Annotated in this window: 14 protein-coding genes; 8 read left to right on the top strand and 6 right to left on the bottom strand. The window is 72.6% G+C overall.

The window, feature by feature from the left end:
- Positions 1 to 18: 18 nt before the first annotated feature.
- The 4 genes from FB558_RS01965 to FB558_RS01980 all read right to left on the bottom strand — a co-directional run bounded on the left by FB558_RS01965 (position 19) and on the right by FB558_RS01980 (position 3,085).
- A complete protein-coding gene (locus FB558_RS01965) occupies positions 19 to 1,245 on the bottom strand; it encodes an amidohydrolase (RefSeq protein ID WP_142047529.1) in 1,227 nt (408 codons plus the stop codon).
- Positions 1,242 to 1,979, bottom strand: a complete 738-nt coding sequence (locus FB558_RS01970; RefSeq protein WP_142047531.1) for a hypothetical protein — start codon at positions 1,977 to 1,979, stop codon at positions 1,242 to 1,244. Before FB558_RS01970 ends, FB558_RS01965 begins: the two co-directional genes overlap by 4 nt.
- 30 nt (positions 1,980 to 2,009) lie before the next feature.
- The gene (locus tag FB558_RS01975) at positions 2,010 to 2,762 is read right to left on the bottom strand and encodes a DUF5058 family protein (RefSeq protein WP_142047533.1); all 753 of its coding nucleotides are present in this window, start codon (positions 2,760 to 2,762) and stop codon (positions 2,010 to 2,012) included.
- A gap of 62 nt (positions 2,763 to 2,824) precedes the next feature.
- Positions 2,825 to 3,085, bottom strand: a complete 261-nt coding sequence (locus tag FB558_RS01980; protein WP_142047535.1) for a DUF3618 domain-containing protein — start codon at positions 3,083 to 3,085, stop codon at positions 2,825 to 2,827.
- 250 nt (positions 3,086 to 3,335) lie between these two features.
- Here FB558_RS01980 and FB558_RS01985 point away from each other — a divergent pair, with 250 nt between their 5' ends.
- From FB558_RS01985 to FB558_RS01995, 3 genes are all read left to right on the top strand, one after another.
- On the top strand, positions 3,336 to 3,920 hold the full coding sequence (locus FB558_RS01985) for an O-methyltransferase (protein ID WP_211365993.1): 585 nt from the start codon (positions 3,336 to 3,338) through the stop codon (positions 3,918 to 3,920).
- A 101-nt stretch (positions 3,921 to 4,021) separates the two neighbouring features.
- Positions 4,022 to 4,540 (top strand): peptide-methionine (S)-S-oxide reductase MsrA, encoded by a 519-nt coding sequence (gene msrA / locus FB558_RS01990; RefSeq protein WP_142047539.1) that lies wholly within the window; start codon positions 4,022 to 4,024, stop codon positions 4,538 to 4,540.
- Between the two features lie 229 nt (positions 4,541 to 4,769).
- The gene (locus FB558_RS01995) at positions 4,770 to 5,030 is read left to right on the top strand and encodes a WhiB family transcriptional regulator (protein ID WP_142047541.1); all 261 of its coding nucleotides are present in this window, start codon (positions 4,770 to 4,772) and stop codon (positions 5,028 to 5,030) included.
- 45 nt (positions 5,031 to 5,075) lie between these two features.
- Here the strand turns inward: FB558_RS01995 and FB558_RS02000 are convergent, their stop codons facing one another.
- Complete coding sequence (locus tag FB558_RS02000; RefSeq protein WP_142047543.1) at positions 5,076 to 5,885, bottom strand: class I SAM-dependent methyltransferase; 810 nt, start codon at positions 5,883 to 5,885, stop codon at positions 5,076 to 5,078.
- Positions 5,886 to 5,933: 48 nt separating this feature from the next.
- On the opposite strand from FB558_RS02000, the gene FB558_RS02005 reads away from it, so the two are divergent.
- Positions 5,934 to 6,542: a TetR/AcrR family transcriptional regulator gene (locus FB558_RS02005; protein ID WP_142047546.1), complete on the top strand. Its 609-nt coding sequence runs from the start codon at positions 5,934 to 5,936 to the stop codon at positions 6,540 to 6,542.
- Here FB558_RS02005 and FB558_RS02010 read toward each other — a convergent pair.
- Positions 6,524 to 7,957 (bottom strand): DNA-binding protein, encoded by a 1,434-nt coding sequence (locus FB558_RS02010; protein WP_142047548.1) that lies wholly within the window; start codon positions 7,955 to 7,957, stop codon positions 6,524 to 6,526. The genes FB558_RS02005 and FB558_RS02010 overlap by 19 nt on opposite strands.
- A gap of 178 nt (positions 7,958 to 8,135) precedes the next feature.
- Here FB558_RS02010 and FB558_RS02015 point away from each other — a divergent pair, with 178 nt between their 5' ends.
- Genes FB558_RS02015 through pqqA form a run of 4 tightly spaced genes read left to right on the top strand, consistent with a single transcriptional unit; the run spans position 8,136 to position 11,655 of the window.
- The gene (locus FB558_RS02015; protein WP_142047550.1) at positions 8,136 to 9,275 is read left to right on the top strand and encodes a glutathione-independent formaldehyde dehydrogenase; all 1,140 of its coding nucleotides are present in this window, start codon (positions 8,136 to 8,138) and stop codon (positions 9,273 to 9,275) included.
- Positions 9,276 to 9,325: 50 nt separating this feature from the next.
- Positions 9,326 to 9,790, top strand: coding sequence for an MSMEG_3727 family PQQ-associated protein (locus FB558_RS02020; protein ID WP_142047552.1), 465 nt, complete (start codon positions 9,326 to 9,328; stop codon positions 9,788 to 9,790).
- A 15-nt stretch (positions 9,791 to 9,805) separates the two neighbouring features.
- Positions 9,806 to 11,509 carry a PQQ-dependent dehydrogenase, methanol/ethanol family gene (locus FB558_RS02025; RefSeq protein ID WP_142047554.1) on the top strand — a complete coding sequence of 568 codons (1,704 nt, stop codon included), beginning with the start codon at positions 9,806 to 9,808 and terminating at the stop codon, positions 11,507 to 11,509.
- 56 nt (positions 11,510 to 11,565) lie between these two features.
- Positions 11,566 to 11,655 carry a pyrroloquinoline quinone precursor peptide PqqA gene (gene pqqA / locus FB558_RS02030; protein WP_246106210.1) on the top strand — a complete coding sequence of 30 codons (90 nt, stop codon included), beginning with the start codon at positions 11,566 to 11,568 and terminating at the stop codon, positions 11,653 to 11,655.
- Positions 11,656 to 11,709: the final 54 nt, after the last annotated feature.

Below are 11,709 nucleotides of genomic sequence, written 5' to 3' on the forward strand. Positions count from 1 at the left end.
CGCCGAGCGCACCCCCGCTCACCGCAGGCGCGACCGGATCGCCGTGTACGCCGCCGTCACCCCGGTGGTGAGCGTCGGTTCCAGCACCGGCGCGAAGTGCGGCGAGTGGTTCGAGGGCACCGGGTCGCCGCCGTCGACGACCTCGTCCGGCATGCCCCCGAAGAACCAGTAGACGCCGGGCACGCCGATCGCGTCCGGCAGGTGGCCGAAGTCCTCGCTCCCCATGCGGGGATCGGTGCGGGTGACGGCGCCCGCCCCCAGCACGCCGGCGAGGACGTCGGCGAGCTGCTCGGTTGCGGCCGGGTCGTTGTACAGCAGCGGGAAGGTGTAGAGCTCCTCGACGTCGGGCTGCGGCGCCCCGGAGGCCTGCGCCTCCGCGTCGATCACCCGGCGCAACGCCGCCAGCACCCGGTCCCGCACCTGCAGGTCCAGGTTGCGCACGTTGACCGTGAACTCGGCGACGGAGGGGATGATGTTCTCCTTCAGCCCCGCGTGGAAGCTCGCGATCGTCACCACGGCCGCGCGCTGCGGGTGCACCTCCCGCGAGACGATGCTCTGGATCCGCACCACCATGTGCGCCGCCAGCACCACGGGGTCGATCGTCGCCTCCGGCTGCGAGCCGTGCCCGCCGCGCCCGTGCACCGTGACCCGCCAGCTGTCCGCCATGGCCATCGCGGCACCGCTGGTGACCTCGACGGTGCCCGCCCGGCCCGGCCACACGTGCTGGCCGAACACGACCTCCGGCCGCGGCACCCGGTCCCACAAGCCGTCGGCGACCATCGCCTCGGCGCCCTCGCTGGTCTCCTCGCCCGGCTGGAAGAGCAGGACGACCGTCCCGGACCAGGACCCGCGGCTGCTGGTCAGCAGCGTGGCGGCACCGATCGCGCACGTGACGTGGACGTCGTGCCCGCAGGCGTGCATCACCGGCACGTCGGTGCCGTCGGTGAGCCTGCCCCGTGCGGTGCTGGCGTACTCCAGGCCCGTCCGCTCCTGCACCGGCAGCGCGTCGGTGTCCGCTCGGAAGGCGACCACCGGCCCGTCACCGTTGCGCAGGACGGCGGCCACCCCGGTGCCCCCGACGGCGTGGGTCTCCCATCCCAGGTCGTCCATGCGCTGGCGGATCAGGGCCGCGGTGCGGTGCTCCTGCATCGACAGCTCGGGAGCGGCGTGCAGCCCCCGGTACAGCGCGTGCAGGTCGTCCTGCAGGGCCGTGGGGATCTGCGGGGGCGCGGGGAGCACGGTCATGGGCTGTCCTTCGTCTCGGGGCGGCCGGGCGCCGGGTGCTGCGTCGATCGGTTGCGGAGGAACCAGGCCAGGACCATGGTCACCAGCACCACCAGCGCCGTCGCGAAGTTGGCCACCGCGGGCACGGTGGGCACGAGCACCAGCTGGGTCAGGGCGGCGACCACGACGGCGATGACGGTGACGCGGGGCTGCTGGACGAAGGCCGCCAGCTGCACGACGACCGCGCCGATGATCGCCGGGAAGATGTAGAGCCGCGCCACCTCGACGACGCTCTCCGGCAGCACGCCGACCAGCCAGGTCCCCAGCGCCCCGACCAGCACCAGCAGCGAGACGACGTGCACGACCACGGCGCCGCAGATCGCCGTCACGGCGGCGAGCTCGGCGCGCCTGGTGCCCGGCTTGGCGTCGATCGCGACCTGGGCGACGATCGCCGAGGGCAGCAGCTTGTTGGCGATGTTCCCGATCATGAAGGCCTGGTACATCGCGGCCGGCCCGAGCACCGGGAAGTAGGTGATCGGCTCGATGACCCAGACCGCGGCGAACACGGCCGCCACCGCGAGGAAACCGGTCCACAGCTCGGCCTGCGAGGGCTGCAGGTCGGTGAAGAACACGAGGTAGGCGGGCGCGGCCCAGGACAGGAGCAGGCCGAGCAGCATGGTGATCCGGCCCCACCGCGAGGTGGTCCGGTCGTAGCGCTCGTAGGCCACCTGCTGGCTGTCGGTCGAGGTCGACACGGCATGTCCTCCGCGAGGTCCGGGCGGGTGTCAGGACGGGGGTGCGAGACCGGCCCCGTGGGCGAAGTACGCCACGACGAGCCCGACGATGATGGAGATGCCCAGCCCCCACTCCCGGAGCCAGGCCTGGCGCAGCGTCCTCGCCAGCGCCAGGCACGCCATCATGGTCAGGGCGGACACGATGACCGTGATGATGTGCACGGCCGTCTTGCCCAGCTCGGCGATGCCCAGTGAGGCGAACGCACCCAGCAGGGCGGCCGAGGGGACGATGGCCATCAGCGCGGGGTTCATCGACCGCAGCCGCACGTCCCCCCGCTTGAGCAGCGGGGTGAGCACGAGGGTGGCGACCATCCACATGCCCCCGGACAACGCCATCGCGAAGAACGCCACCGCGAACACGTCCGCGGTGTAGTCGGCGCCACCGAGGTCGGCGCCCATCGTCGCCGACGCCAGGCTCGCCGACGACACCTCCGTGGCCGCGGAGCCGACCAGCCCGATCCGGATGAGCACGGCGGGAGTGCCGAAGAGCGCCAGCAGGGCCACCGCCACGATCGCGATGGCGAGCGATGGCCCGACGGCCGCCACCGCGCCGGACCGGAAGGACGTCCGCAGGTCCTGCCGGCTGAACCCGATGTCGGGGCCGTCGGTCCGGGCCGCCCTGAGGTAGACGAGCGTCTGCAGGATGATCACGCCGAAGACCGCGAGCGCGCAGATCCACAACACGGGCAGGTTGGCGTAGGTGGACACGGGCGCGGTGGCCGCGCCGACACGGACGGGTGCCATGGCAGCTCCCAGGCAGGGGACCCTGTCGGCGGAACGTAACAGCTCGCAGTCGGCGCCGCAGGTCAGCGCGCCCTGCGCCGCCGGCGCGCGAGCAGCACGGCGACCACCGCGACGGCGGCCACGACGGCGGGGCCACGCCACCCCACCCGGGCGACGGTCTCCTCCTTCACGGCCCGCGCCCTGGCCCTCACGTCGAACCGGGCGGTGAGCTCCGCGGCCGTGGCGCCGACCTCCTCGCGCAGCTGGTCCGCCTCCTGGCGGCGCTCGTCGCCCAGCTCCTCGATCTCGGCCTCGATCTCCGCCTCGATCTCCGGGACGGACATCGCCGCGCCGTCCACGGCCGGGCGGTCGGCCGCGACCGGTGCAGAGGCACCCGCCGGACCGTCACCCGATCTCGTACTGTCCGGGCGCGCGCTGCCGCCCGTGTCCCCGGTGCCCTCCGATGTCGCGCCCCTGCTCATCGTGCTGCTCCCGTCTGCCGACCGTCCTCCTCGCGGGATGACCGCTTTCCGGGCCGGTCAACCGCGACCGTCCGCCCTTGCCCCGGCGCACGAGCCGCAGGACGATCACTCGGTGGACCCCACCGTGCAGAAGATCATCGACGAGCTGACCCGCGCCGGGGAACGCCACGACGCCGACCAGCCCGACCGGCTGCGCCGCTGGCGGGTGCTCGAACCCGACGCAGGGCGCTTCGTCCGGCTGCTGGCCCACACGACGGGCGCCCGCCGCATCGTCGAGATCGGCACCTCGCGGGGCGTGTCGACGCTGTGGCTGGCGGAGGCCGCGCGCACGCTCGGCGGGACGGTCCTCAGCCTCGACACCGACCCCGCCGCCCAGGACGACGCCCGCCGCAGCGCCGCGGAAGCAGGCCTGGACGACCGCGTGGAGTTCCGGGTCCAGGACGGCGGCGAGGCGCTGGCCGCCCTGGCCGACGGCGAGGTCGACCTCCTCTTCCTCGACGCCGAACGCACCGAGTACACCGCGTGGTGGCCGCACCCCGTGCGGGTCCTGCGCCCCGGTGGGGTCCTCGTCGCGGACAACGCGCTCTCCCACCCCGACGAGATCGCCCCCTTCCACGACCTCCTCCTCCAGGACCCCTCCCTGCTCGTCACCACCATCGCGGTCGGCAAGGGCGAGCTGGTGGCGCTGCGACGCTGACGGCTCCCGGGTTCGCGGAACATCCCGCGGTCTGCGACGGTTGACCGCGGAGGCACGACGACACCGGTCGACGGCCGTGAGAGCACACCGGAGGCGAGCAGATGGCGACCGATCGCGCGATCCTTGCGGGTGGCTGCTTCTGGGGGGCGCAGGAACTGCTGCGCAAGCGCCCCGGGGTGCACTCCACCCGCGTCGGCTACTCGGGCGGGGACACGCCCGACGCCACGTACCGCAACCACGGTGACCACGCCGAGGCGGTGGAGATCGTCTTCGACCCCGAGGTCATCACCTACCGCGAGCTGCTGGAGTTCTTCTTCCAGATCCACGACCCGACGACCGTGGACCGCCAGGGCAACGACGTCGGCCGCAGCTACCGGTCGGCGATCTTCTACACCTCCGAGGAGCAGCGGCAGGTCGCGCTCGACACGATCGCCGACGTCGACGCGTCCGGCCTGTGGCCGGGCCCGGTGGTCACCGAGGTCGCGGCGGCGGGCGCGTTCTGGGAGGCCGAGGAGGAGCACCAGGACTACCTGCAGAAGATCCCCTACGGCTACACCTGCCACTTCGTGCGCCCGGGTTGGGTGCTGCCGCACCGTCAGGTCGGGTCCGCCCGGGGCTGACCCGGCGCCGACGACGACCCGGGGCCCGCCCCGCGACTGATGACCGTCGCCGGGCGGGCCTCGCCGTGTCCGCCCGGAACACCAGGTGGGCGCCGCGCGTTGTAGACGTGGTCCTCGCGTTTCCGCGGGACTTCCCGCGCCGCCGGCAGGCGGCGCCCACCCACGAACCACAGCGCCCGCCGCGCTCACCTGCGCGCGGGCCGGCGCGCCGTGCTGGAGGCGGCACCACATGCTCATCCACGACGACTGGCGGCAGCTGGCCGCATGCCGGGACGAGGACCCCGAGCTGTTCTTCCCCGTGTCCGAGATCGGCCCGGGCGCCCGTCAGGCCGACCACGCGAAGGCCGTCTGCGCGATCTGCCCCGTACGCGCCCGCTGCCTGGACCACGCGCTCGACAACGGCCTGGACCACGGCATCTTCGGCGGGACCACCGAGGCCGAGCGCCGGAGCCTGCGGCGCCGCGGCGCGGTCTCCCGCCCGGCCGCGTAGCGCGATCCGGAACGGGATTTGCATGACGAACGGCACGTTCGTCGGCTAGGGACCGACGAAAGTGCCGTTCGTCCGGGTGCGAGCCACCACGGCCACGGTCGCGTAGGGCATCGCGACGCTGCCGCCCAGTGCGTCGACGGCCGCGCCGATTCCGGCCACCAGCTCGTCCAGGGTGGCCGGTGCGAACCGGGCGGCCTCGCCGCCGGTCACGAGCTGGTCGAGCCATTCGTCACGGCTGTAGGAACGCTGCCAGTCGAACCGCCACTGCTCCGGCTCGCCGAACCCGCCGGCCTCCCGGATGCCCTCGAGCGCCCTGCTGACCAGCGGGCTGTGCCCGTGGGAGCCGGCTCCGAGCCCCTGGGCGGTGAGGGAGTCGGGCACGACCCGGCGGTAGACGGCCGCGAAGGCGTCGGCCACCTCGGGCGCGGGGCGCGGTTCGTTCCAGAACACGGCCAGCAGCCCGTGCGGCCGCAGCACCCGTGCCGCGGCGGCCGCGCCGGCCACCGGATCCACCCAGTGCCACGTCTGCCCGGCCACCACCGCGTCGAACGCCCGGCCCGCCGGGTCCCAGCGCTCGAACGCCGCCACCTCGACCTCGAGGTCGCTGCGGCGCGCGAACGCGGCCATCCGGGCGTCGACGTCCACCCCGAGCACGCGGCACCCGGCCGCCCGGAACTGCCGGGACGCGATACCGGTGCCGCAGCCGACGTCGAGGACGTCCGGTCCGGGGGCGGCGGCGACCACCGCCTCGACCAGTGCGTCCGGGTAGCGGGGCCGGGCCCGGTCGTAGCGCTCGGGGTCCGTGCCGAACGACTCCGCCATGTCCCGGTGCTGCTCCGGAGGTAGGGTGGGCATGCGCCCACTCTAGTGGGCGTTCGCCCACTAGCAGAGGACGGGGACCCGGTGCCGACCGGCGTGCACATCCGCGACGTCCGCACGCAGCTGTTCGACGCCGCCGAGCGCGTCCTGCTGCGGGCCGGGCCGCACGGGCTCACCAGCCGTGCCGTCACCACCGAGGCCGGGTGCGCCAAGGGCGTCCTGCACCGGCACTTCCCCGACTTCGACGGCTTCCTCGCCGAGCTCGTGCGCGACCGCATCGGCCGCCTCGACGACCAGGCCGCGGCGCTGCGCGCGTCCGCGGGCACCGGGACGGTGGCCGACACCCTCGCCGAGGCGCTGACGACGCTCTTCGGGTCGGTCGCCGTGGCGATCGTCGCCCTCATCACCTCCCGGGACGAGCTGCGCGCCCGCCTGCGCGACGGCCGGCCCGCCGGGGGCGTGCCGCTCCTCGCGGAGGCCACGGCGATGATCGCCGGCTACCTGGCCGCCGAGCGGGACCTCGGCCGGATCCCCGGGGACGCGGACGTGACCACGCTCGCCCCCACCCTGATCGGGGCCGGCCACCTGCTGTTCGCCGACCGGACGGCGCCCGCACCGGATGCCGACGCGGTCCGCAGGATCGTGACCACCGTCCTCGCCGACACCGGCGGCCGTCAGAGCCCCAGCGCCTGACGCAGCTGCGGCGCGTGCCGGCGGGAGACCGGCACGGTCTCGCGGGTGCGCGCGTCGGTGGCGAGGAACAGCGCGCCCTTGAAGCCCTGCTCGACCTCCCGCACCCGGCCGAGGTTGACCAGGAAGCGGCGGTGGACGCGCAGGAAGCCCTTGTCCCCGAGCTGCTGCTCCAGCCGGTCGAGGCCGCGGGTGGCGGACACGAGACGACCGTGGTCGGTGGTGAGCCAGACGGAGTTGTGGTCGGACTCGGCGAAGCGGATCTCGCGGGGGTCGAGCAGGACCCAGCGGTCCTCGCGGAGCGCGACGACCCGGGGCAGCGGGCGCCCGTGCCCCGGGCCGGGTGCGGGCTCGGGCGGCGCCTCGGGCGGGGCGGACCCGTCGGCGGCCCCGAAGGCGAGCAGCACGCCGATCACCTGGGGCCCGGTGAAGACCGGGTGGACCGCGACCGACACCGAGGCCCCGAGGAACGGCACGAAGACCTGCGTGGCGCCCTTCCAGTCGGGGTCCTTGCGGGCGCGCTCGACCGCGTGCCGGGCCAGGCGCGGCAACGTGGCGAACTGGGGTGTCCACCGGTGGGCCGGCGCGTAGGCGGGGGTGTCGGCGGGCGTGCCCATCAGCACCGCCGCCTCGTTGTTGGCCAGCACGACGTTGCCGACGAGGTCCACGGCGGCCAACGGCGTGGCGGGCGGCACCCGCGCGTCCGCGAACGCGGCGGCCAGCAGGGTGCCGCTGTGGTGCGCACGCTGCCGCAGCTTCGCCTCGGTGGCCGCGGCGACCTTGGCCAGCCACGGCAGCACCGCGTCGGACAGCGGGTTCTGCCAGCACGAGATGTTGAGGACGGCGAGCGGGTCGTGGGTGACGACGTCGCGCACCGCGACACCGGCGCACGACCAGCCCTGGAAGCCGCGGCACCAGTGCTCGGGACCCCGGACCATGACGGGGCGGTGGCTCTCCAGCGCGGTGCCCATGCCGTTGGTGCCGCTCGCCCACTCCGACCAGGTGGACCAGGGCGCCAGGTTGCTGTCCGCGGCCAGGTGCACGATCCGGCGGCTCCCCCAGGTGCCGAGCACCCGGCCCGCGGGGTCGGCGACGGTGACGAGGCCGTCGAGGCCGTCGACCTCCCGGGCCGCCGTGCTGGCCATGCCCCCCAGCTCGGCGTACACCACGTCGTGGTCGATCGAGTGGGCTCCGACCTCCGCCGCGGCCGGTGCCCGGTCCAGGTGCGGGTCGACCTCGTACTCCTCCCGGCACCGGTACCAGGACATCAGGATCTCCGGCCGCACCCCCTCGACCGACTCGGTGCCCGCCGAGAACCGCTCCCACGCGTCGGTGATCGTCCGGAGCCCCTCGCCCCCGAGCGCCACACCGCTCGTTGCGGTGCAGGCCCCGTTCGTTCCCGCTTGCGCTCCGTTCATCCCATCCCCCTTTGGACGACGGCAATGAGCGATCAGGATCAACGATCACCGGGCGCGCATCGGACGAACACGACGCTGTGCCGCCAGGACCGAGCTGCCACCAGGCTAACCACTCCGGTGACGGCGCTCCAAGGGCTGAACGCGGGACACGGCAGTCACGACTGGGGGTGATGCACCGATGCGGGCGGTGGTCTACCGGAAGCCCTTCGACGTCGCCGTGGAGGAGGTCCCCGATCCGCACATCGAGCACCCGAACGACGTGATCGTGCGCATCACCTCGAGCTGCATCTGCGGTTCCGACCTGCACATGTACGAGGGCCGGACGACGGCGGAGCCCGGCATCGTGTTCGGCCACGAGAACCTGGGCATCGTCGAGGACGTCGGGAGTGGCGTCACCGCGTTGGAGCAGGGCGACCGCGTGGTGATGCCGTTCAACGTGGCCTGCGGCTTCTGCAAGAACTGCCTCGCCGGGCTCACCGGCTTCTGCCTCACCGTGAACCCGTCGGGCTTCGCGGGCGGCGCGTACGGATATGCCGCGATGGGACCCTATCCGGGAGGGCAGGCCGAGTACCTGCGCGTGCCCTATGCGGACTTCAACTGCATGCCGCTGCCCGCAGGAACCGATCACGAGTCCGACTACGCGCTGCTCGCCGGGATCTTCCCCGCCGGGTACCACGGCTGCGAGCTCGCCGGCGTCGCACCGGGGAACACCGTTGCCGTGTTCGGCGCCGGGCCGGTCGGGCTGATGGCGGCCTACTCCGCCCTGCTCCGCGGCGCCTCCCAGGTCTTCGTGGTCGACCGCGTCGCCGAGCGGCTCGCCAAGGCCGCCGAGATCGGCGCGGTGCCGATCGACTTCTCCCGGGACGACCCGGTCCAGCAGATCATGGACCAGACCCGCGGCGAGGGCACCGACGCGGGCATCGACGCAGTCGGTTACCAGGCCGTCAACGCATCGGGGGACCGCGAGGACCCGGCGGCGGTGCTGAACCAGCTCGTGCGGACCGTGCGGCCCACCGGGGCGATCGGCGTGCCCGGCCGGTACGTCCCCTCGGATCCGGGCGGGATCGACGAGCACGCCAAGCGGGGCGTGCTGCGGGTCGCCCTCGGCGCGCTGTGCGAGAAGGGCCTGCGCGTGAGCACCGGGCAGGCGAACGTCAAGCGCTACAACCGCCAGCTGCGCGACCTCATCACCGCCGGCCGGGCGCGGCCCGGCTTCGTCGTGTCCCACGAGCTCCCACTGGAGGAGGCCCCCACCGCGTACCAGAAGTTCGACCAACGCATCGACGGCTACACGAAGGTGATCCTCAGGCCCACGTGATCGCCGGGCGAAGGCGTCGAGAAGGAGAACCCCACAAGGAGGTGGAGCCGGTGACGAGCACCGCGCAGGATCGATCGGAACTGCTGGACGAGATCGGCTTGAAGGGCCAGAACCGAGCGACGATAGGTCGCCTGCTGGCGACCGGGAACATCGGGCAGGCCACCGAACGCGACGACGGCCGCATGGAGGCCACGATCCGCATCAACCCCGACGAGCTCTGCTGGGACCCCTCGGTCCTGGTCCTGCCGCACGGGGGCGACGTCGAGCTCACGCTCATCAACGACGACCTGAACACGCATTGCGCGCTCCTGCCGAGCAATGGTGACCGGAAGTTCATCTGGCTGGTCAACCACTCGAAGGGGCGGGCGACGCTCAACCTCGACGGGCCGGGCTACTACTGGTTCAGCTCGCCCACCGGGAACGACGAAGGCCGGGGACTCACCGGCGCGATCGTCGTCCTGGGCGAGGTTCCGCCGGAGGCTCGACTCGACCGACCCGAACAGCCGCGGCCATAGGAAGGAGGAGGGGTAATGACGACTGCTGATTACGTCGACGCGGGCGAGGCCGTCGACCAGGGAACTCTGAACTACAAGACCCCGGGGGCGGACGTCGCACCGCCGGTGGTGCAGGGCGTCACCTACGAACGAATCCTCAAGGCCCGCGAGGAGGAGCCGCACAACTGGCTCACCTACTACGGGGCCTACGACGGTCAGCGGTACAGCCCGCTGGACCAGATCAACACCGAGAACGTCAAGCGCCTCCTCCCGGCATGGGTCTTCCAGGCCGGGACGACCGGCCTGATCGCGGGCGCGTCGACCTACTCGTTCGAGGCCGCCCCGGTCGTCGTCGACGGGGTCATGTTCGTCGCCGGCTGGGACGGCTGGTGCTGGGCGCTCGACGCCAGGACGGGTGTGGAGATCTGGCGGTACAAGCACGCCGTCCCCTTCGACGTGTCGCTGTGCTGCGGGAACGTCAACCGCGGCGTCGCCGTGGCCAAGGGGAAGGTCTTCTTCGTCACCGCGAACGCCCACGTACTGGCGCTCGACGCCACCAACGGCAAGCGCGTCTGGGACAAGACCTACGGGGACGTGCGGGCCGGTGAGAGCGCCACCGTCGCACCGCTCGTCGTGAAGAACATGGTCATCGTGGGGAGCTCGGGCGGTGAGTTCGGGGTGCGCGGCCACCTCGACGCGTTCGACGTCGACAGCGGCGAGCACGTGTGGCGCTGCTACACGGTCCCGAAGCCGGGCGAGCCGGGCTCCGAGACCTGGCCGGAGGACGGCGAGGCGTGGGCGCGCGGCGGCGCGAACTGCTGGCTCACCGGCACCTTCGACGCGGAGACGAACCTGCTGTACGTGGGCACCGGCAACCCGGCACCCGACTTCGACGGCGACGTGCGGCCCGGTGACAACCTCTACACCGACAGCATCATCGCCGTCGACGCCGACAGCGGCCGGATCCAGTGGCACTACCAGTGCACGCCGCACGACGTGTGGGACTACGACAGCATCAGCGAGTGCATCCTGTTCGAGTCCGACGGGCGCAAACTGCTCGGGCACTTCGACAAGAACGGTTACTTCTTCGTCCTCGACCGCACGAACGGCGAACGCATCAGCATCACCCCGTTCGTCGACCGGATCACCTGGGGAGCGATCACGAGGGACGGCCAGGTGACGGCCAAGGTGTACCCCGACAAGGAAGGGGACCCGGTCCACTTCTACCCCGGCCCGGCCGGCGCCAAGGAATGGACGCACGCGGCCTACAGCCCGAAGACCGAGCTGTTCTACGTCCCGGTGCAGGACACCGGGGCAACGGCCACCCGGCGCCGCCGGGAGTTCAAGGAGAGCATCCCCTACTGGGGCGCGGGCGTTCAGGTGGACATCGACGACATGGCGGGGTCCATCAGCGCGTTCGACGCCGCCGGTGAGGAGAAGTGGCGCTACCGCAACGACCTGCCGATGTGCGCCTCCGTGCTCGCCACGGGCGGCGATCTGGTGTTCGCAGGCAAGCCGTCCGGGGAGTTCGTCGCGCTCGACGCCCGCACCGGGGAGCAGCTGTGGCAGTTCCAGTGCGGTAGCGGCCACCACAGCAGCCCGACCACCTACAGCGTGGACGGACGACAGTTCATCGCCGTGCCGGTCGGCTGGGGCGGGTGGGCCGAGGGGTTCCTGCCCGGGATGCTCGGTGCCGGTCATGGGAGCGCGCTGATGGCCTTCGCCCTTCCCGAGTCGTAATCCGGATCGTGGCCCGGTGAATGGTGATCGAGGGAGGGAGAGGAGGTGACACCGGAGTGGAGCTCGCTGAATGGGAGACCCCCGATTTCGAGGAAGTCGCGTGCGCGCCCGAGGTGACGATGTACGTCGCCCGGACCGAGGACTGACCCGAACCCGTGAGGAACTCATCCGGGGGACGCCTGATCGGCGTCCCCCGGGAA

This window comes from Pseudonocardia kunmingensis (genome assembly GCF_006716445.1).
Lineage (GTDB): Bacteria > Actinomycetota > Actinomycetes > Mycobacteriales > Pseudonocardiaceae > Pseudonocardia > Pseudonocardia kunmingensis.

Excerpts from the sequence above, each read along its gene's own strand:
- FB558_RS01965 (WP_142047529.1), bottom strand. The coding sequence starts at position 1,245 with ATGACCGTGCTCCCCGCGCCCCCGCAGATCCCCACGGCCCTGCAGGAC.
- FB558_RS01975 (WP_142047533.1), bottom strand. The coding sequence starts at position 2,762 with ATGGCACCCGTCCGTGTCGGCGCGGCCACCGCGCCCGTGTCCACCTAC.
- FB558_RS01980 (WP_142047535.1), bottom strand. The coding sequence starts at position 3,085 with ATGTCCGTCCCGGAGATCGAGGCGGAGATCGAGGCCGAGATCGAGGAG.
- msrA (WP_142047539.1), top strand. The coding sequence starts at position 4,022 with ATGGCGACCGATCGCGCGATCCTTGCGGGTGGCTGCTTCTGGGGGGCG.
- FB558_RS01995 (WP_142047541.1), top strand. The coding sequence starts at position 4,770 with ATGCTCATCCACGACGACTGGCGGCAGCTGGCCGCATGCCGGGACGAG.
- FB558_RS02000 (WP_142047543.1), bottom strand. The coding sequence starts at position 5,885 with ATGCCCACCCTACCTCCGGAGCAGCACCGGGACATGGCGGAGTCGTTC.
- FB558_RS02010 (WP_142047548.1), bottom strand. The coding sequence starts at position 7,957 with ATGAACGGAGCGCAAGCGGGAACGAACGGGGCCTGCACCGCAACGAGC.
- FB558_RS02015 (WP_142047550.1), top strand. The coding sequence starts at position 8,136 with ATGCGGGCGGTGGTCTACCGGAAGCCCTTCGACGTCGCCGTGGAGGAG.
- FB558_RS02025 (WP_142047554.1), top strand. The coding sequence starts at position 9,806 with ATGACGACTGCTGATTACGTCGACGCGGGCGAGGCCGTCGACCAGGGA.